Annotated in this window: 19 protein-coding genes and 1 riboswitch; of the genes, 7 read left to right on the top strand and 12 right to left on the bottom strand. The window is 65.3% G+C overall.

Going from position 1 to position 22,051, the window contains the following annotated elements; all coding sequences use genetic code 11:
• Positions 1–20 precede the first annotated feature (20 nt).
• The gene (locus tag ACFIMZ_RS36845) at positions 21–233 is read left to right on the top strand and encodes a hypothetical protein (protein ID WP_431825609.1); all 213 of its coding nucleotides are present in this window, start codon (positions 21–23) and stop codon (positions 231–233) included.
• Positions 234–271: 38 nt separating this feature from the next.
• Here ACFIMZ_RS36845 and ACFIMZ_RS36840 read toward each other — a convergent pair whose 3' ends face one another.
• The 3 genes from ACFIMZ_RS36840 to ACFIMZ_RS36830 all read right to left on the bottom strand — a co-directional run bounded on the left by ACFIMZ_RS36840 (position 272) and on the right by ACFIMZ_RS36830 (position 3,377).
• Positions 272–1,414 (bottom strand): aminodeoxychorismate synthase component I, encoded by a 1,143-nt coding sequence (locus ACFIMZ_RS36840; protein ID WP_431826049.1) that lies wholly within the window; start codon positions 1,412–1,414, stop codon positions 272–274.
• A gap of 131 nt (positions 1,415–1,545) precedes the next feature.
• Positions 1,546–1,631, bottom strand: a riboswitch (ZMP/ZTP riboswitch).
• Between the two features lie 65 nt (positions 1,632–1,696).
• On the bottom strand, positions 1,697–2,734 hold the full coding sequence (locus tag ACFIMZ_RS36835) for an LLM class oxidoreductase (protein ID WP_431825608.1): 1,038 nt from the start codon (positions 2,732–2,734) through the stop codon (positions 1,697–1,699).
• A gap of 19 nt (positions 2,735–2,753) precedes the next feature.
• A complete protein-coding gene (locus ACFIMZ_RS36830) occupies positions 2,754–3,377 on the bottom strand; it encodes a glutathione S-transferase family protein (protein ID WP_431825607.1) in 624 nt (207 codons plus the stop codon).
• A gap of 126 nt (positions 3,378–3,503) precedes the next feature.
• Between ACFIMZ_RS36830 and gcvA the strand changes: the two genes are divergently transcribed.
• Positions 3,504–4,394, top strand: coding sequence for a transcriptional regulator GcvA (gcvA, locus tag ACFIMZ_RS36825; RefSeq protein WP_431825606.1), 891 nt, complete (start codon positions 3,504–3,506; stop codon positions 4,392–4,394).
• Between the two features lie 79 nt (positions 4,395–4,473).
• Here gcvA and ACFIMZ_RS36820 read toward each other — a convergent pair whose 3' ends face one another.
• Positions 4,474–5,073: a LysE family translocator gene (locus ACFIMZ_RS36820; protein WP_431825605.1), complete on the bottom strand. Its 600-nt coding sequence runs from the start codon at positions 5,071–5,073 to the stop codon at positions 4,474–4,476.
• A gap of 106 nt (positions 5,074–5,179) precedes the next feature.
• Between ACFIMZ_RS36820 and ACFIMZ_RS36815 the strand changes: the two genes are divergently transcribed.
• Together ACFIMZ_RS36815 and ACFIMZ_RS36810 are read left to right on the top strand one after the other, a co-directional pair.
• Positions 5,180–6,046, top strand: a complete 867-nt coding sequence (locus tag ACFIMZ_RS36815) for a LysR substrate-binding domain-containing protein (protein ID WP_431826048.1) — start codon at positions 5,180–5,182, stop codon at positions 6,044–6,046.
• 104 nt (positions 6,047–6,150) lie between these two features.
• A complete protein-coding gene (locus tag ACFIMZ_RS36810; protein WP_431825604.1) occupies positions 6,151–6,684 on the top strand; it encodes a hypothetical protein in 534 nt (177 codons plus the stop codon).
• A gap of 245 nt (positions 6,685–6,929) precedes the next feature.
• Here ACFIMZ_RS36810 and ACFIMZ_RS36805 read toward each other — a convergent pair whose 3' ends face one another.
• The 3 genes from ACFIMZ_RS36805 to ACFIMZ_RS36795 all read right to left on the bottom strand — a co-directional run bounded on the left by ACFIMZ_RS36805 (position 6,930) and on the right by ACFIMZ_RS36795 (position 9,662).
• Entirely contained in the window at positions 6,930–7,265 is a 336-nt protein-coding gene (locus ACFIMZ_RS36805) for an H-NS family nucleoid-associated regulatory protein (protein ID WP_431825603.1), read from the bottom strand.
• Between the two features lie 72 nt (positions 7,266–7,337).
• Positions 7,338–8,624 carry an MFS transporter gene (locus tag ACFIMZ_RS36800; protein ID WP_431825602.1) on the bottom strand — a complete coding sequence of 429 codons (1,287 nt, stop codon included), beginning with the start codon at positions 8,622–8,624 and terminating at the stop codon, positions 7,338–7,340.
• A 132-nt stretch (positions 8,625–8,756) separates the two neighbouring features.
• Entirely contained in the window at positions 8,757–9,662 is a 906-nt protein-coding gene (locus ACFIMZ_RS36795; RefSeq protein ID WP_431825601.1) for a LysR substrate-binding domain-containing protein, read from the bottom strand.
• A 765-nt stretch (positions 9,663–10,427) separates the two neighbouring features.
• Here ACFIMZ_RS36795 and ACFIMZ_RS36790 point away from each other — a divergent pair.
• A complete protein-coding gene (locus ACFIMZ_RS36790) occupies positions 10,428–12,974 on the top strand; it encodes an EAL domain-containing protein (protein WP_431825600.1) in 2,547 nt (848 codons plus the stop codon).
• A gap of 120 nt (positions 12,975–13,094) precedes the next feature.
• On the opposite strand, the gene ACFIMZ_RS36785 is transcribed toward ACFIMZ_RS36790, so the two are convergent.
• The 5 genes from ACFIMZ_RS36785 to ACFIMZ_RS36765 all read right to left on the bottom strand — a co-directional run bounded on the left by ACFIMZ_RS36785 (position 13,095) and on the right by ACFIMZ_RS36765 (position 17,594).
• The gene (locus ACFIMZ_RS36785; RefSeq protein ID WP_431825599.1) at positions 13,095–14,114 is read right to left on the bottom strand and encodes an extracellular catalytic domain type 2 short-chain-length polyhydroxyalkanoate depolymerase; all 1,020 of its coding nucleotides are present in this window, start codon (positions 14,112–14,114) and stop codon (positions 13,095–13,097) included.
• 514 nt (positions 14,115–14,628) lie between these two features.
• Complete coding sequence (locus ACFIMZ_RS36780) at positions 14,629–15,057, bottom strand: hypothetical protein (RefSeq protein ID WP_431826047.1); 429 nt, start codon at positions 15,055–15,057, stop codon at positions 14,629–14,631.
• A gap of 106 nt (positions 15,058–15,163) precedes the next feature.
• The gene (locus ACFIMZ_RS36775) at positions 15,164–15,526 is read right to left on the bottom strand and encodes a hypothetical protein (protein ID WP_431825598.1); all 363 of its coding nucleotides are present in this window, start codon (positions 15,524–15,526) and stop codon (positions 15,164–15,166) included.
• Between the two features lie 212 nt (positions 15,527–15,738).
• Positions 15,739–16,827 carry an ATP-binding protein gene (locus ACFIMZ_RS36770; protein WP_431825597.1) on the bottom strand — a complete coding sequence of 363 codons (1,089 nt, stop codon included), beginning with the start codon at positions 16,825–16,827 and terminating at the stop codon, positions 15,739–15,741.
• Positions 16,824–17,594, bottom strand: a complete 771-nt coding sequence (locus tag ACFIMZ_RS36765; RefSeq protein WP_431825596.1) for a response regulator — start codon at positions 17,592–17,594, stop codon at positions 16,824–16,826. Before ACFIMZ_RS36765 ends, ACFIMZ_RS36770 begins: the two co-directional genes overlap by 4 nt.
• A gap of 98 nt (positions 17,595–17,692) precedes the next feature.
• On the opposite strand from ACFIMZ_RS36765, the gene ACFIMZ_RS36760 reads away from it, so the two are divergent.
• Positions 17,693–18,859 carry an efflux RND transporter periplasmic adaptor subunit gene (locus ACFIMZ_RS36760; protein ID WP_431825595.1) on the top strand — a complete coding sequence of 389 codons (1,167 nt, stop codon included), beginning with the start codon at positions 17,693–17,695 and terminating at the stop codon, positions 18,857–18,859.
• 20 nt (positions 18,860–18,879) lie between these two features.
• The gene (locus ACFIMZ_RS36755; protein ID WP_431825594.1) at positions 18,880–22,041 is read left to right on the top strand and encodes a multidrug efflux RND transporter permease subunit; all 3,162 of its coding nucleotides are present in this window, start codon (positions 18,880–18,882) and stop codon (positions 22,039–22,041) included.
• Positions 22,042–22,051 lie beyond the last annotated feature (10 nt).

Raw genomic sequence — 22,051 nt, 5'->3', positions numbered from 1 at the left:
CTGTCGAGCGAGGTGCGGATGTGCTGCTGAGTCCACATGAAATCGCCGCGCTGATGGTGCTGGCCAGCGCGCCATGCCAGCTGGACGGCGAGCTGGCGGAGGTCCGTGCGCTGCTCGGCCACGGCCTCGTCCAGCTCGACGCCGATGCGAGCGAGCACGCGCGCGTGCTGCTGTCGGTTCAGGGGCGGGACGTCGTGTCGCGGCTGGCGTCGACGCCGGCTGCGCGGGGGTAGTGGTCAGCGCGTACCCGGGGCGCCGGTAACCGGGATCGTCAGTTCCATGCTTCGCCAAACACGTCACCCAGCACGCGGGATTTCCATTGGCATTCGCGCCACTCGAGATCCGCTTCGGAGTCGAACACCACGCCGCCGCCGACGCCATATACGCCGGTGCCGTTTCTTTCCAGCACAAGCGTCCGGATGGCGACATTCAGCGAAAAATCCCCGTTGGGCGCCATCCATCCGATGCTGCCGCAATAGAGGCCGCGATCCGCCATTTCAAGTTGCCGGATGCCGCGCATGGCGGCGATCTTCGGCGCGCCGACGACCGAGCCGCACGGGAAGAGTGCGCGCAGCACGTCGAAGAAGGGGGTGTGCCCGATATCCGCGTTGATCGTCGACGTCAGCGTCCAGATGGACGGGTAGCGTTCAAGCTCGAACAGCTTCCCGACGGTGACGGAGCCGGTGCGGGCGATTCTGCCCATGTCGTTGCGCAGCAGGTCGACGATCATCGCGTTCTCGGCCCGGTCTTTCGAGCTTGCCTGCAGCATGCGCGCGGACATCCGGTCCGCTTCCGGGTCCGCATGCCGGGGCGCGGTGCCTTTCATCGGGCGGCTCGTCAGGATTCCTCCGGAGCGGGACAGGAAAAGCTCGGGCGAGAAGGACAGGACATATGAGTCGCCATCGTCGATATAGGCCGCATGCGAGACCGGGTGCAGATTGATCAGGCTGCGATAGAGCGACTCCGGGTCACCTTCGTACCTGACGTCGACCGGAAGCGTGTAGTTGATCTGGTAGACATCCCCATTCTCGATCGAGCGCTTGATGGCCGAGATCCTTTCCTTGTATTCGTCGAAGCCGATTCTCGGGCGAGCACTGAGAATGCGGCTGGAGCGATGCGCCGGCAGGGATTTCCACGCGGGCTCGTGCGACGCGCGCTCGAAGACGAGGGCGGTCAGGCGAGGCGTGGCGTTGTCCGCGGAATGCGAACCGTTTTCCATCAGCGCGGGTTCGAGCCACTCGCCCAGGGAATAGGCGAGTTTGAGGGCAATCCAGCGGCCTTCCTTTTGTGCATCGTCGATATCGGCGATGGCCTGCGGCAGTTCATCGACCGTGCTGGCGGAAATTTTCTTGACGAATCCATGCAGCGCAAGGGCGCTGTCCTGGATGGCATTTTCAAAGCGGCAAGTGACCATCAGACCCGCCGCGCGATGAGCGCGCCGGTTTCCGGCGCATGCGTGGACGAACGGAATGATCCGGGAACCCGGAGGCAATGGGAGGCGCGGGAGAGGGCGGGCATATTCCTGACCGTCGAATGGTTCAAAGGGAAACAGGCCCAGGCGCGCGGCAACACGATTCACGTCGCGCTTCCCGATAGTGTTCTATCTCGTGGCGCCAGTTACGCGACGCGCCGATTCTCTCATACCCGTATCGGCTTTTGTCGTTCGTGTCGTGAGCGCATTCAATGCGGGACGCGGTCACCACGAGGCCGCGAATGCCGCCGGTCCTTCGTGCGATGGAAAATGCGGCAGCACTTCCTCGGCCAGTTCCTGTATCACCTCCGCCGCTGGCCGTGGCGAGAACTGGATACCCAGCGCGGCATGGTTGACGCCCGCTTCCCGCCATTCCTGCAGCAACGCGATCAGCCCCTTGCGTCCGGTTCGCAATATGAACCCGCCGCGCAGCGGGGTGCGCGGGAAGTCAGGATCGTCCACCAGATCCAGCCATTCGTTGGTCATGTGCGGCCGGAATCCGCCGTCGGGAATCAAGGCGCGCCACACGCGGATTTTCTCGGCCAGGCGCTGCGGCCCCAGGCAGTCGTGCGTGGCGCCGGGATAGGTCAGCCAGCCATCCGCTTGCGCGGCGATCCATGCCTGCGACTGGCCGGACGAACCGGTGACGATCAGCGGAACCATGCCGGCGGCGGGCTTGGGCAGGCACTCGGCGCCGTCGAAACGCCCCAGCGGCGAATCGATCGCCAGGTGGCCCGCCCCCATGAGCTGGCGGAAATACCCGACCGCCTGCGCGAACCGTGCGCCCCGTGCTTCATGTGCCAGGCCATAGGCCGGAAATTCGATGGGCCGGTCGCCTGACGCGATGCCCAGCACCAGCCGGCCGCCCGACAACCGGTCGATGGTGGCTGATGCCTTGGCCAGGTCGATCGGATGGCGCAACGAGAAGATTGCGCTGCCCGTTGCCAGTGCAACTTTCTTCGTCCTTGCGGCAAGGAAGGCCAGATAGGTGAAGGGATCGAATACCTGTCCGGCGTCGCCGAACGACGGATCGAACAACGGCACGTCGCGCACCCATACGGCGGCAAAGCCGCGGCGGTCGAGGTCCGCGACGAGGTCCGCCTGCCCGGCCAGCGCGCGCATGTCGCCGTCATAGACGCGCAGCGGCAGAAAGATGCCGATCGTCAGCCGGTCGGGCGCGAACATCCGCCGGTAGCCCGGATGCACGGCAAACGCGGGATAGGAGGCCCCGCATGGAGCCTGGAGGGAATCCATGTCGTTCATGTTCTTTGAGTCCTTGAATTCATGCATGCGTTGCGGGCGCGGGCAGCGTGACGCCCTTGCGTACCGCGGGTCGTGCCGAGACACGCTCATGCCACGCGCACAGGTGCCGATGCCGGCCGAAATCCAGGTCGATGATCCGCGCGATGTGCGTCCAGCCGAAGGTGGCGATGTCGGCGATGGAATAGTCGTTGCCGGCCAGGTACGCATGCGCGGCCAGGCGCGCGTCGAGCACCGCGAAGGCGTCCTCCGTCAGGCGCCGGTAGCGTTCGATGGCGGCCGGGATGCGTTCGTCGGCGAGCAGCTCGAAGTGGACGCGCTGACCGAGGATCGGCCCCATGCTCGACGCTTGGAACTGCAGCCACTTGATCGCCTCCCAGCGGGCCTGGGTACCTTTCGGCAGGAGCCTGCCGGTCTTTTCGGCGAGATAGAGCAGGATGGCAGCCGACTCGAACAGCGTGATGCCGGTCTCGTCATCCGTGATGACCGGAATGCGGCCGTGCGGATTCAGCGCGAGAAACGCCGGCTGCCGGTGTTCGCCCGAGTCGACTCGGACGTGATGCAGGCGATAGGGCAGCGCCAGTTCCTCCAGCGCAATCGTTGCCTTGAAGCCGTTGGGCGAGCTGTCGGTGTAGAGGTCGATCATCGTGCGCTTTCTATGTTTAGATAATCTGAATCAAGTTGAAAAACTAAACTTGAGTCATTGTCTTTCACGTGAAACGTCCGAAAAAGCGATAATTTCTACCCGACGAATTTAGATAATCTAAATCCAATGTCCACCTTTCTTCCGTTGCAGGCCTTGCGTACCTTTGTCGAAGTCGGTCAACGCGGCAGCGTCAAGGCGGCTGCCCAGGCGCTGCATGTCACGCCGGGCGCCGTCAGCCAGCAAATCCGGCTGCTGGAGGACCGGCTCGGCGTGGCGCTGTTCGAGCGGGCGCGACAGGGCGTGCGCCTGACCGAGGCCGGCGCCGGCGTCCATCCGTCGCTGCGCGATGCCTTTGCACAGATCGATGCGGCCGTGGATGCGCTGGAAGCGATCAAGGCTCGCCAGACCCTGACGGTCAGCACCGTGGCGACCTTTGCCGCGTCGTGGCTGGTGCCGCGTCTGGGGCGCTTCAACGCGCGCCACCCGCATATCGAGGTGCGCGTCGAGGCGACGTCCGCGCTGGTGGATTTGCGCCGTGATCGCGTGGACGTGGCGCTGCGTCACGGTCTGGGGCGTTATCCCGGGCTGGAGGTCACGCGGCTCATGGCGCCGGTGCTGGTGCCGGTGGCCAGCCCCGGCCTGGTGGCGAAGGGCCTGATGGTTGGGAATCCTGGAGATTGCCTGAACTATCCGCTGCTGCACGATTCCGACCGTGCCGACTGGCCGCTCTGGTTCGCCGCGCATGGTGTGCCTGACGATCCGCGCGCCGCACGCGGGACGGCCTTCGAGGATGATTTCCTGCTGATTCGCGCCGCGGAAGCGGGGCAGGGCCTGGCGCTGGTGCCGGAGGTGTACGCGCGGGAAGAAATTGCCGCGGGGCGTCTGGTGCAGGTCCTGGACCGGCCTTGGCCGGCCAGGTTCGCCTACTATGCGGTCACCCGGCCGGACGCCGCGCAGCGGCCGGTAGTGCGCGCGTTCATGGATTGGATCGTTGAAGAGGCCGCGGGCGTGGCATGACGGGGCACGCGGCTTCCCGGGGCGTTGAAGCGTTCTCCGATCATCCTCTTGTTCGCATGCGCGGGTCGGAAATTCGACGCTACGACAGCCACATCGGAATGATCGAGGCCACGAGCAACAGCGCCAGCATCCCGTTGAGCAGCCGCCATTGCAGATCGGTTCGCAGCAGGCGGGCGAACAGCAGCCCGGCGGCGCACCACACGGACAGCGACGCCATCGCCGCGACGCCGAACGCGCAGCCGAGCAGCACGCCCAGCCGAAGCGGCCCGGGCGCGAGCGCCGCGAACGATGCGGCCGCGCCGAGCGTCATCGCCCATCCCTTCGGGTTGTGCCACAGCATCCAGACGCCGCTCGCGAAGCCGGCCGGCTTGCGCAGATGCGCGTCGAGATGCGGTGCGCCGCTGCGTCCGATGCGCGAGGCGAGCCACACCAGATAGCACGAGCCGATCGCTTTCATGCCGAGCTGCAGCGCAGGCATCGCCAGCAAGATGCCGCCGAGCCCCGCGGCCGCGGCGGCGGCCATCGACGCGAGGCCCGCCGCGATGCCCGCCATGTAGGGCAGCGACCGCCGAAAGCCGAAATGGGCGCCCGATGCGGTCGCCAGGGTCGTTGCGCCGCCCGGCGTAACGGTGGAGACGATGACGAACAGGAACAACGGCAGGTAATCGTGGAGCAGCACATGGTCTCCAGGCGGTCGAAGATGACGATCTGCTGTTTTACCTGCGCGCCGCGCGTAGAAACAGCGAATGTTCCTGATGCGTGCCATTAGCCTCCATAATGCCGGGATGCCACGCAATCTCGACATCGCCTTGCTCCGCGCCTTCGTCACGGTCGCCGACCGCGGCAGCATGACGGCTGCCGGTCATGTGCTGCATCTGACGCAAGGCGCGGTCAGCCAGCAGATCGCGCGGCTCGAGGCGCTGTCCGGGCCGTTGTTCTTTCGCGAATATCGCGACCTGCGCCTGACCGCGGCGGGGGAGCGGATGCTGGGGCACGCGCGGCGCCTGCTGGACGTTCACGACGCGTTGTGGACGGACATGACGGCGGGCGCGGTGGACGGCGTGGTTCGCCTCGGTGCGCCGCAAGACCTCGTCGGCGCGTATCTCGGTCCGATCCTGAAGGGCTATGCGCAGGCGCATCCGCAGGTGGAGCTTGCGCTGACCTGTGCGGCTTCGCCGGCGTTGCTGCTGGCGCTCGAGCGCGGGGAAATCGACGTGGCGCTGATCGAGGAGCCGGCGGGCGCGTCGCGCGGCGAATGCATTGCCGTCGAGCGGCTGGTGTGGGTCGGGGCGCGAGGAGGAAGCGCGCATCGGATGCAGCCGCTGCCGGTGTCGATGGTGGATGAGACCTGCGGGTTTCGGCAGGCGGTGCTCGATGCGCTGCGCGAATGCGGGCGGGCGTGGCGGACCGTGTTCGAAAACGGCAGCATCGATGCGACGGCGGCGACGGTGCGCTCGGATCTGGCGGTGACGGCCTGGCTGGCGTCGACGGTTCCGGACGGCCTCGATGTTCTGCCGTCGGAAAGCGGGTTGCCTGAATTGCCGGGCTTCGCGATCAATCTTCATGTGTCGCTGGGGCAAGGGTCGGCGGCGGTGGGGGAGTTGGCGCGGTGCTTGAAAGAGGGGTTGGGGCGGGGGCGGCAGGCGGCGTGATTGGCGTCCGTTTGGCCCGGTGATCGAAATCCGGTGGACTTGCGCCGATGGTGCCGAGATTGTGCCGAATGCCGTCGCGGATCTGAGCAATGGCCGGACACCCAATGAGAAACTGCACGCAGGCCACCTGCACATCACTGCAAATGATCCGGAAATCCATAGGCGCGATTTTTACCGTGGGGCGCACATGCGGGCTTGGCGCGCTGGCGCTTGGACTCGGTGCGTGGGTCGTGCCGGCAATGGGTGCGGCGCAGGACGCCGACGGGTCAACCTGTCATGCAATTCACATGAAACGGGTCGTCACGCTGTCGGGACAGTACGCGGTCGACTACGACGACGAAGCGATCGGGTCGGACGTCTGGTTTACAGAGGACGATGCATCGGCGAAACGGCTCCCCGATCGTTCGCAACGATCCGGCGTGCTCGTGTTCACGAACCGGAGCGATGCGGCGCGCCGCCTGCGGATTCCGGCAGAGCGGCCACGCGGTGTATGCCGGCTCGAAGGGACCGCGAAAATAGCAATCCGGGAACTGGAAACCACCTGCCCGGGGCAGGAGGCGCCGGATCATGCCGTTCTGGAACGGGTCGTCAGCGCGAGCGCGCCAAAGCGGGTTGCCTGTGACGCCTCTGCTCGATGATCGGATGAAAACCGGTTGCCGTACCCAATCAGCTCGACCGAGTCCGGCCAAGAAAAAAGGCGATTGCTGTCAAGCAATCGCCTGAAACCATCCGCTGGTACGCAAGGCCACCCAGCACAGACGGGACACGGCCATGCAGCCGCGCCTAAGGCACTCGAGGCCGAGCAGGTGCCCGAGCCGGAAAGCGACGGGCTATCTCGGCGACCATTCGCATGAATTCCGTCGGGACCTTCGCGAGCGACCGGTCATCTCGCGCCGCGTTCACGCTGCCGCGTGATCAGGAACGGGTCCCGGCTCCTGCCCGCGATCCACAGCGGCGGTCTGCCTCGACCGCTCCACGTCGCGCCGGTTTCCGGGTTGCGGTACTTCGGAGCGACCGAACCACGGCGTTTCCCTCGACCTCCGTTCGGCTTGGCTCGGCCAAAGATGTCCTCCGCGGAAATGCCGTACTGACAGACGGTCTGTCGTATCGCCTTGATCGCGTCCGCAGCTTCCTTTTTCCGTGCAATCTCGGCCGCCTCCGACACCGACTTCAATCTCGCCTGGAGCTCTCGATAGGTTTCAGAATTCAGTTCGCTCATTTTTACGTTGCCTATATAAATTTCCATCCCCGATCGTTGAATTCGACGAGATGTTCCGCTCACGCGAACGGCTCACTCCTTGCGCGGGGACCAACATGCCGTTGCGATAAAGCTGAGGGCAGCGGTTCCCATCACGTAAAAAGCCGGAGCAAGATTATTCTGCGTTGCTGCAATTGCCCACGTGAGAATCGCTGCGGAAAAGCCCCCGAACGTAATGACGGCAAGGTTGTACGAAATCGAAATGCCCGTGGAGACGATTTGACGCGGAAACGTATCGCTCAACGCGGCGAGGATCGGCCCTTCATAGCACGCGATAACAAGTCCGAACACGATCTGGAACAGCAGCAGCGAATGCAGCCCGGGGCTCGCATTCAGGAGCTTGAACAGCGGGTGCGCGGCAATGATGGCCATGACGAGCGCCCCCATGAGAAACGGACGCCGTCCGTATCGATCGGAGAGGTGACCAAAAACGGGCGTGACGAAAAGAACGATCGACGCCCCGACGAGAACGGCGATAAACCCTGTCGATGCCGGCAAGTGCAGCACTTTTGTTGCATACGTGGGGATATAGAAGAGCAGGACATACGAGCACACGGTCCAAAAAATCACCAGACCGAATCCGATCAGCGCCTTGCTCTTCCACCGGCGCGCAATCTCGATCACCGGCGTGCGCTCCCGAACGCGGGAAACGTCCTCCGTGGAATCATGCGCCTGGTTGCGGATGTAGATCCCGAGCGGCCCCAGGCACAAGCCAATCAGGAACGGTATGCGCCACCCCCATGACTCGACCTGATCCACACTCAGATACTTGACGAGCACGACCGCCAGAACCGATGCAAGAATGATCGCAAATCCGATGCTCGCCTGAATCCAGCTGGTGTAGTAGCCCAGCCGCTCGGCAGGCACATGGTCTCTCAGGAATCCGGTGGCGCCACCCATTTCGCCGCCGGCGGAAAAACCTTGCAGCAGGCGCGCGCACACGATCATCAATGGCGCGAATATTCCGGCATCCTTGTAGGTCGGCGCAAAGGCAATCAAGGCCGTGCCGACCGTCATCAACGATATCGTGATAACGAGCGTTGCACGACGCCCGATCTTGTCCGCCATGCCTCCGAGGATGATGCCGCCCACCGGCCGCATGAAAAATCCAACGCCAATCGTGGAAACGGACAGCAGCAGGGACAGGTTGTCATCCGAGGTGGGAAAGAACAGTTTCGCAATAATGACCGAAAAGAAACCATAGGAAATAAAATCGAACCACTCGAATCCATTTCCGATGATGACGGCGACGACAGCCTTCGTCCTTTCCTGTGCGGTGGAGTCTCGCCTGCTGTCGTGCAAGCCAACGGTGGTTTCCATATTCTTGTGACCTCGGATTTTGATGTTATGGCGCCATTGGCATTGATCAGTGGCGCAGCCAATGGTACGGGTTTTTCCTGACTATTTACTCTGAAATTTTTTCCGGCAAGGCCGAGTTTCTGGAATGCCTGGTTATCGCCTGCGTGGCATCCGCTTCAGCAGCCACTCCCGGAATCGCGCCACGGCTGCCGTATCGCGCCGATCGTCGGGCCAAACCAGCTGGTACGCGCCGCCGAAGCTTGCGCTTGCATCCGACGCGAGCACCAGGTCATTGCTTTCAACCAGCGGCGTGATCATATGGTTCCATCCAAGCAGGACGCCGTGGCCGCGCAGCGCAAGCTGCAGCAATACGGGATAGCTGTTGGCGGTGATCGTACGCAATGGCTTGTACGTGATCTCGCTGTCGCACAGATGAAACCAGTCGCGCCAACTCATCCATTGACGCTGCTGTTCCTCCGCGACCAGCAATGTCGAACTCATCAATTCGAGCGGCAGGACACGCCGGCGGCCCAGATAATTCGGCGCACAATACGCGTGCACCTCTTCCTCGATGATGCGAATGCCGCTCATGCCGGGGGGCGGCGCGTCGCGAATGTAATAAACGCCGATGTCGAATTCGGCGGGATTCAGATTGAAAACCCCCTCCCGAACCAGGATCCGGATCGCCACGCTCGGGTACTCGCGGCTGAATTCGGCAATGATAGGAGTCAGGAACATGCTGGCCGTGCCGGATGCGCATGCAATCGTGATGCTATGGGGAGTCGGCTCTTTCATGACGAGCGCCGTGGCCTCCGAGCAGGAAACCAGCATGTCGTGAATCCGGTCGGCATAGGTTTGCCCGGCACGCGTCAGATGAAGCGCCTTTGCGTCTCGCACGAACAATTGCATGCCCAGGAAACTTTCCAGCTTGACGACCTGCTTGCTGACCGCGCCTTGCGTCACGTTCAGTTCCTCGGCTGCACGCGTGAAGTTGCCATGCCGGGCGGCGGCATCAAAGAAGACAAGGCATTGCAGGGGCGGAATCGGGTGGATTCTCATGCGCGTTCCATATGACGTGGCTTGACCGACATGCGATCGCAAGCCTATGCAAGCACTTGGCGGCACGTCTTTCAGCGATCGAAAAAATGGTCATTCAAGCGAAGCGTTCTTCGAGGGAGCTTCCTGTCACCGTCAACCGATAACATGTCGCCCCCCTCCGGAACTCGGTATGTCGCGACGAATGAAACAGCCGAGTTATGTGTTTCCTGACGGTGTGCGGCACGCTATCGGAATGGAACCGAATAATCAAGAACCGTTGGCGCGGATCTCCCGAATGCGCACTCTACGCCGGCATCTCATAATGCCGCTGTATAGACAGCTCGGATGCGCGAGGGTGCATGAAAAGATGAATACTTTATTTTAATATTTAATAAAATTGAATTATTGCGATACCGTAAGGTAACGACGTGGCGATGTATTTGTTATACAGGTCGATTCGCCGAGCCGGCGCGCCGCGCCCGCGGTCGCCGCGGCCCTCAACTCTTGCCCGAACCTGTCGTTAACCCGGGATGGTCACCTCGGGGTATGTGCGACCCGAAGCGTGGGCCACGTTGATACGGGATCGTCAGATGCGCCATCGAGGCCAGTGTGCCGTGTTCTCCGCCGCGACGCGCCGAGCGATCGGTCACAATTCCTGTTTGCGAGGTCATGGGATCCGCAGCCGTCGACGGCACGTGCGGGCGCAAGCCGCTTGCCGCGGCGCGCAAGCCCGCCGGTTGCCGGATCGAAGCTCGCGTACGAGGGTTCACTGTCTTTGGTCTGAGCATGTATCCGAGCACCTACGATGTTCCCATTGCGCGCCTCGTTGCGCGTCCGATACTTTCCTGCACGCGAACCACGCCGGTGCGAGAGGTCGCCCGACGCATATTCGCCGAGCGTTGCAGTTCGATCGTCGTGATGGAGGAAGGCGAGGTCGTCGGCATCTGGACCGAGCAGGACGCGCTGGCGGCCGGGGACAGCCCGCAGGCGCTCGACCGGCCGGTCGGCGACGTGATGAGCAGCCCGGTGCTGACGCTGGAGGCCGATACGCCGCTCGGCGAAGCGGCGGTGAAGTTCAAGCAGTCGGGCGTCCGTCACTTCGTGGTCGTCAGGGACGGCGTTGCGATCGGCGTGCTGACCCAGACCGATGTCGTGGTGAACCAGGGGGCCGAGTTCTTCCTGCGCCTGAAGCCGATCGAATCGATTCGCGTCCATTCGCCCGTCATGGTGCCCGAGCATGTCGCGCTGCATGAGGTCGTTGCGCGGATGCGCGCGGAGAGGCTCGATGCCGTCCTCGTCGCCTACGACGATGGCGAGCATGGCATCCTGACCGAGCGCGACATCGTCCGGCTGATTGCGGGGGGCGGCTTGCAGGGGGCTGTCGGCGAGCATGCGAGCAAGCCGCTGCAGATGCTGGCCACGAATCAGAGCCTGTACGCGGCCCACCGCTACATGATGCAGCAGAACATGCGCCATGTCGGCATTCGCGACGACCACGGCGGCCTCACCGGGCTGCTCAGTTTTGCGGACGTCCTGCAGGGTATCGAGCACGAATACGTCAACGAGCTTCGCAGCGCGTTGCGCGAGCGCGACGAAGCGCTCGGCCTCGCGCGCTTCAACCTGCGCATGGCGGATCGGGTCTTCGAGTCGGCGCTCGAAGGCATCATGGTGACCGACCGGCACGCCCGGATCGAGCGCGTGAACCAGGCGTTCACGCGCCTGACCGGGTACACGGAGGACGAAGTGGTCGGGCGTGATCCGAGCCTGCTGAGTTCCGGCCGCCAGACGCCGGATTTCTACCAGAAGCTCTGGCATTCGCTCACGACCGACGGCCACTGGCAAGGCGAAATCTGGAACCGGCGGAAAACCGGCGAGCTGTTCCTCGAATACCTGACGATCACCAGCATTCGCGACAACGACGGCAAGATTTCGCACTACGCGGCGATCTTCTCCGACATCACCCAGCGGCGTCAGGCAGAGGAGCGGCTGGGCTACCTCGCCACGCACGACGTGCTCACCGGCCTCGCGAACCGGACGCTGTTCGAGGAGCAGCTGGCGCATGCGATCGTTCAAGCGAAGCGGCGCAGCGGCAAGGTCGCGGTGATGTATCTCGATCTCGATCGATTCAAGCTCGTCAACGACACGCTCGGCCATAACGCCGGCGACGAAGTGCTGAAGGTGGTGGCCGGCCGGATCGTCGCGGGAGTGCGCGCGAGCGACACGGTGGCGCGCATGGGCGGGGACGAATTTGCGCTCGTACTCGAGGAATTCGACGATGTCCGCGACGTCGGGCGGATTGCGCGCAAGCTGCTGGATGAAGTGGGGCAGGCGATCGATCTCGGCGGCCGCGAGATCTTCGTGACGCCGAGCATCGGCATCAGCATCTATCCCGACGACGGCGCCGAGGCGGAGCAATTGATGCTGCTCGCGGATCAGGCGATGTACGGCGCGAAGAGCCGGGGCAGGAACGTCTTCCAGTTCTTCGAGAGCAAGATGACGTCGTCGGCGATGGAGCAGCTCGAAACGCTCGGCGAACTGCACCGCGCGCTCGAGCAGAACGAATTCCGTCTCTTTTATCAACCGCAATACGATCTGTCGAGCGGCAGGATCGTCGGCGTCGAGGCGCTGCTGCGCTGGCTGCATCCGCACAAGGGGCTCGTGCCGCCGGGCGACTTCATCGGGCTCGCGGAACGATCCGCGCTGATCGTGCCGATCGGCAAGTGGGTGCTGCGCGAAGCATGCCGGCAGGCGCGCAGGTGGCTGGACGACGGCTTCGAATTCGGCCGCATCGCGGTGAACGTGTCGGCGCGGCAGTGCTTCGCCGACAGCTTCCTTGCCGACCTGACGACCATTCTCAGCGAGACCGCGTTGCCGCCCGAATACCTGCAGCTCGAATTGCTCGAAAGCATGGCGATGAACACGCGCGAGGAAATCGGCATTCTGCTGCGGGAGCTGGCGACCCGGGGGATCAGCCTCGCGATCGACGATTTCGGCACCGGCTATTCGTCGCTCGTGTATCTGAAGGACCTGCCGGTCGATACGCTGAAGATCGACCGGTCGTTTCTCGCCGATTGCGGCTCGGACAGTCCGGACGACGCGATCGTGCGGGCGATTGTCGCGATGGGGCGCGCGCTCGGTCTCGACGTCGTCATGGAGGGCGTGGAGACGGAGAAGCAGCTGGCGTTTCTGCAGGAGATCGGCTGCCACCAGGTGCAAGGGTTCCTGCTGGCACGGCCGCAGCCGGCCGAACAGCTGGTCGGGATTTCGCAGAGTCGCAGCGACGGCCGCGCGGCGGCCGGAGACGATTGCGGGGCGGAACTGCTGGCCGGGTGAGCGCGCGGGTGGGGGCAACGCACTGCCGGTGGTCAACGTCGCGCAGCGAATCGTCGAAGGCGTCGCCAGCCCGTCCCGCATGCGCCGCACCCGCCCGGCGCATGCGTTCGCTCCGCCGCGTCAGGGCTTCGACGTGAGCCGCCCGATCATCGCGTTGACGGCAACCATCTGCACGCCGGCCTTCACCGCGTAATCCTTGCCCGTATAGCCGAACCAGTCCCAGCAGCCTTGCGGGTTGTTCGGCTGGGTGGACGCGTCGACCTGCGGGTACAGGACCACGATGTTGTTGGTGTCGGCCCAGCGGTTGTAGCTGGTCTTCTGATAGAAGTCGTCGCCGACGACGCTCGCCGATTGCTTGCAGCCGTGGAACGCGACATGGACCCGGCACGCGGTGCCCTGCGTGCATGCCTGCGGCACATACGCATACGCCTGATCGGCCATCCCGGTCGCGGTGCCGGCGAACTCGCGCTGGTTGAACGCGATGATCTTTCCGCCGGGCTGGTCGGCCGGCGGATTCAGCGGGCCGTAGATGAACGACAGCAACGCGCCCGGCTGGTCGTAGCTCTGCTTGTCGACCGTGCAATGGTTGATGTACGGGGTCGCCGTGATCGGGCAGTTGTTGCCGAAATCCGGCGTAATCAGCGCATGCCCGGCCGGGACCGTCTTCACGTACTTGAGATTGCCTTCCGGCACGCCGGCGTCCTTGAAGAACGACACGGTCGTGTCGACGGCCCGCTGGTACACCACCGTATCCTTGGTGCCGCTGAACACGTAGATGCGGTCGTTCTGCAGGCCGGCGAGCGGATCGATCTCGCCGCGCGCGGCGAAGCCCTTGGCGGTGCGCAGCAACTGCGCGGGATTGGGCAGGACGCCCGGGAGCATCCCCATGCATTTGCTGGTGTTCGCCAGCTTGCCGGTTGCGCAGTAGTAGGGGCCGCCGGCGACGATCCCCGAGCCGACCACGGAGTCGGAGTAGGCGACCTGGTACTGCACGGCCATGAACGCGCCGGACGACAGCCCGGAGACCGACGTATGGGCGGGATCGGCGCCCAGCGCGGGCAGCGGATCGACGGCAAAGGCGGCACGGGAACACAATGCGGTGCCGATCGCGGCAGCCGCCAGGGTGCGGTGGAATTTCACGGCAATACTCCTGTTTCGTCGAGGGTTCGAATGCACGAAGCGTCCATGGGCGCAGCAGTCGAATGGCTGGCTGCTGCGTTTGTCACGACACAAGCAGATACGATTGCGTGAATCTTGAAGCGGCGGATCGAAGCGCCGGAGGGCGGTCGGCCCGGGCACGCGGGCCGGCTTGTCCGGCTGAGGATATTGCCATCGCATGGATGACGGTTTCGAGGCGGCGCGCGACGTGTCGAAGTCACCGCGCGCTGCCGGGTCGTCACGCACGCCGGATGGCGGAAAGCGGGAAGCATCCCGCGGGGGAAAACTGTGCATGAAAAACGATTGTTGAGGCACCTGCTTCATCTGACAGGTGCGGCAATCGTTCGCATTCCGTGCCGGGATCAATGCGGGCCGGAAATCGCTTTGGGCGATTATTCCTTCATTGGCCGCGTGATCCGGATTGGCGGAATGATGCGGCTGATTGGACAGCGGATTTGCTCTGTGTCACGTAAAGGAGGATCCCCTTGCGGCGTGGCTATTGCGTCGTGCTTGGCGGGCTCTTGGGTGGCGGCGGCGGCGGGGCATAGACAGGCCGTCCTGGCTTCGGCGCCACGGCCATCTGGCCATAGACGGGCACTCGGTGCCCGCTCGCATACATGCACTGCACGTAGGCTATATCGTAGCGGCGCTGCACGGCATGGCCGGAGTACTGAGCATTGCCGGCGCCCAACGCGGAACCGGCCAGCAGGCCCGCGCCCGCACCCACCGCGGCACCGGGGCCACCATTGAAGGCCGCTCCGGCGGCAGCCCCCACTGCGGTGCCGACGGCCGCGCTGGCGACTGCGCTTTGTGCGCTCGCCTGCGACGCCGTCGCTCCACCCACCTGTCCGAGCGCATATTGGCGGCAGCCGGCGTCATCGGCGCGGAACTGATCGAAACTCTTGCCGGTACCGGGCAGCACCATCACGCTGGGGCCCGTCGGCATCACGGTGCACGCGGCAAGCGTTAGCGCCGCTAGTGCGGGCAGGTATCTGGCAGACATGGGAGGCATGACGACACCTCTGCTTTGCTCAGTTGCTGGCCGGCGGCTGCGCGGGTACCTCGCGCCAGCCCCCAGGACAGGTCTGTACATAGGGATAGAAACCTTCGGGTTGGTCGCAGCGATACCAACTGCTTTGCTGCATCACCTCGTCCGCCTGTTCGATGTATTGCGGGGGCGAGGTTGGCACGGCTACCACTTCCGGCGGGTAGTAGTACCAAGGGTAGCCAAAAGGATAGCCAAAGCCGAAGCCCGAGCCGACAAAGACGTGTACCCGGGAGTGATGAAAGCCGTGATGGCCCCCGTGGAAATGAGGATGATCGGCCAGAGCCGCACCGGTTCCGGTGATTGCCGCAAGCACCAGTGCCAACTGGCACAAGTTGCGCCCGTTCATACGATTTACCCAAAGCGAATACAGACCCGGCCCAAACAGGGAACCGGGCTATTTCTATTGAATACCAAACTGTGAATGGTGGGAGGGGTGGCGCGTGCATTGAAACCCGGCGTTACCGCTGTTACGTGAACAGGACGCGGGAAAGCCGTTGTAATGCGGCGCACCTGGCGAAATCCCGCGCCTACTCGAATCGCCGCGACAGCGCACCGCCTTCAGGCCTGAACCCGCTCCGGCATGCGCGCCGACGCCAGGTCATCGGGCCACTGCAATTCGAACACCGTGCCGCCGCCGGCGGCCGGACGGCACGTCGCCTGTCCGCCGTGCGCATGCGCAATGGCCGCCACGACGGCCAGCCCGAGGCCGGTGCCCTTGCCGGAACGCGCCCCGTCCGCCCGCCTGAACGCGTCGAACACGTGCGGCGCGAAGTCGGCGGGGATGCCCGGCCCATCGTCCTCGACGCTCAGATGGCAGCGTCCGTGCTCGACGCGCGTCCGGATGCGGATCGAACCGGGCACCGCGTGCAGGCGCGCGTTTTCGAGCAGGGCCAGCAGCGCTTGCCGGATCCGCACCGGGTCGCAGCGCATGGGACGCTCGTCCAGGTCGAGCACGGCATGCTGGCCCGCCGCCTTGAGCGCATCGTCGAACACCGCGACGACGGCCTCGACGTCGGCGCCCAGGTCGGCCTCCTGCACCTGGAGGTTCAGATGGCCGCTTTCCGCGAGGCCGACCACGCGCAGGTCCTCGATCAGCCGCCCGAGCCCCTCGACCTGGGTCAGCAACCGGCGGAACTGCGTTTCGTCGGACGGAAACACCCCGTCAGCCAGGCCCTGCAACCGCCCGCGCAGGATGGTGACGGGCGTGCGCAGCTCGTGGGCGATCGCGGCATTCCAGAATGCCCGCTCCGCGGTCACGCGTTGCAGTTCGCTCGCGAGCGCGTTGAAGTCGTCGGCCAGCAACGCCGCTTCGTGCAGCGAGCGGTCGCCCGCGACGGCGCGCGCGTCGAGATCGCCCTGCGCGACGCGGCGGATGCCGTTCGCCACCGAGTTGAGCGGCACCAGGATCCGGCGCGCGAGCCTGATCGCCATCAGGACGGCCAGTGCGAGGCCGAGCAGCGTGGTGGCGATCAGCCATGCCCATTCCGGCCCGGTCGGCACCCAGCCCATTTGCGCGCATAGCTTGGGCCAGTAACGGAATGTCAGAAAGTAAAAAGCATAGGACGTCGATATGAGCAGCGCCGCCACGCCGAACGCGATGGTCGCCATCGACAGCGCGATCTGGCGGCTCATTCCCTCCAGCTTCATTCGAGGCTCCAGAGCTTGTAGCCGACGCCGCGCACGCTGCACGGGATGCCCTTGACGCCGAGATCCTCCAGCTTCTTGCGCAGCTTGCTGATGTGGCTGTCCACGGTCCGCTCCATCGCGTCGCCTTCGGGCAGGCAGGCGGTCATCAGTTCCGCGCGGCTGAACACGCGCTTGGGCGCGCGCGCCAGTTGCGTGAGCAACTTGAACTCGGTCAGGGTCAGCGTGAGGGAATGGCGCTGCTGCCCGACCTGCACCACGGCTTCGTAGTGGTCCAGATCGATTTCCAGCGGCGGCACGCGCAGCACGCGCTGCTCGCTGTCGTGCAACGCGGCCATCGACCGGCGCAGCACCGCCTGCGTGCGCGCGACGACTTCCGCGGGATTGAACGGCTTGACGACGTAATCGTCCGCGCCGATGCGCAGCCCCATCAACTTGTCGATGTCCTGATCGAGCGCCGTCAGCAGGATGACGGGGGTGCTGCCCCGGTGGCGGATCTCGGTCAGCACCTTCCAGCCGTCGACGTGCGGCATCTGCACGTCGAGCAGCACGAGGTCGGGCTTGACGGACAGGTGGAGATCCAGCGCGCGGCGCCCGTCGGCGGCGTGCACGGTGCGAAAGCCGCTGCGCGCGAAGTAGGCGGCGAGGATGTCCGCGATCTCGGGCTCGTCCTCGGCAATGAGGATCAAGGCTTGGGCATGGTGAGCCGCGCCGGGCGGCTTGGGGGTGTCGGGCGTGACCACTACGTTGCATCCATTCGGCGGCTCCATCGAATCTCCATACTACCGTAGAAGAAACGCCATCGGGCGCACGCACACTGCCGCGTGTCAGGGTCGGCAATTGGCTGCCTGCGTCTCATGGAGTCCATATGAAGAATGAACAACTGGCCCGCTACGGCGGCGTCTACGCGCTGGTGGCCGCATTGCTGGCGGGCTGCGGGCAATCCGACAAGCCGGCCGCCCCGCCTGCGACCCCGGTCGCCGCGATGACCGTGGCGCCGGCTCCGCTGAAGCTGACCGAGGACCTGCCCGGCCGGATCGCGGCGGTGCGGATCGCCGAGATCCGGCCGCAGGTCAGCGGCATCGTGTTGCGCCGGATGTTCGAGCAGGGCACCGAGGTGCGCGCCGGCGATCCGCTGTTCCAGATCAACCCGGCGCCGTTCAAGGCCGACATGGACACGGCCGCCGCCGCGCTGCAGCGGGCCGAGGCGGCGCTCGAGCGCGCCAGGGTGCAGACGGCGCGGCTCAAGCCGCTGGTCGAAGTGGACGCGATCAGCCGCCAGGTCTATGACGATTCCGTGTCGCAGCGCGACCAGGCCGCGGCCGATGTCGCGCAGGCGCGCGCGACGCTGGCGCGCCGGCAGCTCGACCTGAAGTTCGCCACGGTGGAGGCGCCGATCACGGGCCGCATCGACCAGGCGCTCGTGACCGAGGGCGCGCTCGTCAGCGGCACCGACGCCGTGCCGATGGCGCGCATCCAGCAGATCGACCAGGTCTACGTCGACGTGCGCCAGCCGGCGTCGTCGCTCCAGCACCTGCGCGACACGCTGGCGTCGCAGGACGGCTATGCCCGCACCGGCCTGCCGGTCGAGGTGCTGCGCGACGACGGCACGCCTTACGACGTGAAAGGCCGGATGCTGTTCTCCGGCGTGAACGTCGATGCCGGCACCGGCGACGTGCTGGTGCGCGTGCTGGTGGACAACTCGAAGCGGCTGCTGCTGCCGGGCATGTACGTGCGCGCCCGGATTCCGCGCGCGAACTACGCGAACGCGCTGACAGTGCCGCAACAGGCGGTGGTGCGCGCGGACGGCAAGGCGCAGGTCTGGGTGCTCGACGCGAAGAACCAGGCGCATCTGAAGCCGGTCGAGCTCGGCGAGCAGGCGGGCCGCAGCTACCGCATCAAGTCGGGGCTGCAGGCGGGCCAGAAGGTCGTCGTGGAAGGGATGGAGCGTCTGGCCGACGGCGTCCCGGTCGCCGCGAGCGCGTGGAAGTCGCCTGATGCAGCGGCCACCGCGGCCACCGCGGCCGCGCGCTGAGTCACGGGGAGCGTCCTGCCATGTCTCAATTCTTCATCCGGCGCCCGGTTTTCGCGTGGGTCGTCGCGCTGTTCATCATCCTGATGGGCGTGATCGCGATCCCGCAACTGCCGATCGCGCGCTATCCGACGGTCGCGCCGCCGACCGTCACCATCAACGCGACCTACCCGGGCGCCACGCCGCAAACCATGAGCGACGGGGTGCTGAGCCTGATCGAACGGGAGCTGTCCGGCGTCAAGAGCCTGCTCTACTACGAGTCGTCGGCCGACACGTCCGGCACCGCGAAGATCACCGTCACGTTCAAGCCCGGCACGGATCCGGCGCTCGCGCAGGTCGACGTGCAGAACAAGCTGAAGGCCGTCGAGCCGCGCTTGCCCGCGGTCGTGCGGCAGAACGGCGTGATCGTCGAGTCGGCCTCGTCCGGCTTCCTGCTGTTCGTCGCCCTCAAGTCCGATAGCGGCCGTTTCGACGAAGGCGAGCTGTCCGACTACATGGCGCGCAACATCGTCGAGGAGCTGCGTCGCGTCGAGGGCGTGGGCCGCGTGCAGATGTTCGGGTCCGAACGGGCGATGCGCATCTGGGTCGATCCGTCCAGGCTGATCACCTACGGCCTGTCGATGAGCGACCTGACGGCCGCCATCAGCCAGCAGAACGTCCAGATCGCGCCGGGCAGCGTCGGTGCGTTGCCGGCCATGTCGGGGCAGCGGGTGACCGTGCCGCTGACCGTGCAGGGCCAGCTGACGACGCCGGAACAGTTCGCCGCGATCGTGCTGCGCGCCAACGCGAACGGCTCCAAGGTCGTGCTGGGCGACGTCGCGCGGGTGGAGCTCGGCTCGCAGTCCTACAACTTCGTCAACACCGAGAGCGGCAAGCCCGCCGTCATCGCCGGCGTGCAGCTCTCGCCGGGCGGCAACGCGGTCAAGACCGCGGATGCCGTGCGGGCGCGGCTGGAGGAGCTGCGCAAATCGATGCCGTCGGGCATGAGCGATTCGATCCCGTTCGACACCGCGCCCTTCGTCAAGATCTCGATCGAGAAGGTGCTCCATACGCTGCTCGAGGCGATGGTGCTGGTGTTCCTGGTGATGTACCTGTTCCTGCAGAACGTGCGCTACACGCTGATCCCCGCGATCGTGGCGCCGGTCGCGATGCTCGGCACCTTCACGGTCATGCTGGCCTCCGGCTTCTCGATCAACGTGCTGACCATGTTCGGCATGGTGCTCGCGATCGGCATCATCGTCGACGACGCGATCGTCGTGGTGGAGAACGTCGAGCGCCTGATGGCGGAGGAGGGCCTGTCGCCGAAGGACGCGACGGTCAAGGCGATGAAGGAGATCACCGGCGCGATCATCGGCGTCACGCTGGTCCTGACCGCCGTGTTCCTGCCGATGGCGATGTCCAGCGGCTCGGTCGGCGTGATCTACCAGCAGTTCACGATGGCGATGGCGGTGTCCATCCTGTTCTCGGCGCTCCTCGCGCTCACGCTGACTCCCGCGCTGTGCGCGACGATGCTCAAGCCGATCGCGCATGGGCACCACGAGAAGCGCGGCTTCTTCGGCTGGTTCAACCGCCGTTTCGACCGCATGACGCAGTGGTACGCGACGCGCGTCGGCCGGCTGATCGGCCGCGCGGGACGGGTGATGCTGCTGTTCGTCGCGATCTGCGGCGTGCTGGTGGCCGGCTTCCGCGAGCTGCCGTCGTCGTTCCTGCCCGAGGAGGATCAGGGCTACTTCATGACGGGCTTCCTGCTGCCGTCCGACTCGACGGCCGAGCGCACGCGGGATGTGGTCAAGACGCTCGAGCGGCATATCGCGTCGCGCCCCGGGATCGAGTCCAGCATTTCGATCGTCGGCTACGGCTTCTCCGGCTTGGGTCCGAACGCGGCATTGAATTACGCGGTGCTGAAGGACTGGGACAAGCGTAACGGCGCGACGGCCATGGACGAAGCGATGCAGGCCCAGCAGGCGATGGCGGGCGTGACCGAAGGCTCGGTGATGAGCCTGATGCCGCCGGCGATCGACGAGCTGGGCACCAGCTCGGGCTTCTCGATGCGCCTGCAGGACCGCGCGAACCAGGGCAATGCGGCGCTCAAGGCGGCCGAGGCCAGGCTGCTCGAGCTCGCGGCGCAAAGCAAGGTCGTGGTTGGCGTCTATCCGGACAGCCTGCCGGCCGGCGCCAGCATCCGCCTGGACATCGACCGGCAGAAGGCCGAGGCGCTGGGCGTGTCGTTCACGAGCATCAGCGACACGCTGTCCGGCGCGATGGGCTCGACCTACGTCAACGACTTCCCGAATGCGGGGCGCATGCAGCAGGTGATCATCCAGGCCGATGCGCCGGCGCGGATGCAGATCGACAGCGTGATGAAGCTCTACGTGCGCAACGCGAGCGGCGGCATGGTGCCGTTGTCCGAAGTGGTCCGGCCGGTCTGGTCCGATACGCCGCTGCAGATGGTGCGCTACCAGGGCTACCCGGCCGCGCGCATCTCGGGCATGGCCGCGCCCGGCTACTCGAGCGGCGCGGCCATGGACGAGATGGAGCGTCTGGCCAAGCAGTTGCCGCCGGGCTTCTCGGTCGCGTGGACGGGCCAGTCGCTGCAGGAGCGCCAGTCCGCTTCGGAGGCGCCGATGCTGATGGCGCTGTCGATGGTCGTGGTGTTCCTGGTGCTGGCCGCGCTCTACGAGAGCTGGTCGATCCCGCTGTCGGTGATGCTGGTCGTGCCGCTGGGCCTGATCGGCGCGATCGGCGCGGTGATGCTCCGCGGGCTGCCCAACGACGTGTACTTCAAGGTCGGGATGATCACCGTGATCGGCCTGTCCGCGAAGAACGCGATCCTGATCGTCGAATTCGCGAAGCAGTTGCGCGAGGAAGGCAAGGGGCTCATCGAGGCAGCCGTGGAGGCGTCGCGGCTGCGGCTGCGCCCGATCCTGATGACGTCGCTGGCGTTCGGCCTGGGCGTGGTGCCGCTGATGATCGCGGTGGGCGCGAGCGCCGAGACGCAGCACGCGATCGGCACCGGCGTGTTCGGCGGGATGGTGACCGCCACGGTGCTGGCCATTTTCTTCGTCCCGGTGTTCTTCGTGTTCGTGATGGGCGCGCAGGAGCGCATCGAGCAGTGGAAGGCGTCGCGCCGGAAACCTGCGTCGCCGGGGCATGAACCCAAGGGGCAATGCGATGACGCCGCCTAATGTTTCCGCT

The sequence above is a fragment of the Burkholderia sp. F1 genome, from assembly GCF_050813845.1.
Classification (GTDB): Bacteria; Pseudomonadota; Gammaproteobacteria; order Burkholderiales; family Burkholderiaceae; genus Burkholderia; species Burkholderia ubonensis.
The sequence above is the reverse complement of the archived record's forward strand: the minus strand, read 5'-3'. Positions and strand labels throughout refer to the sequence as shown.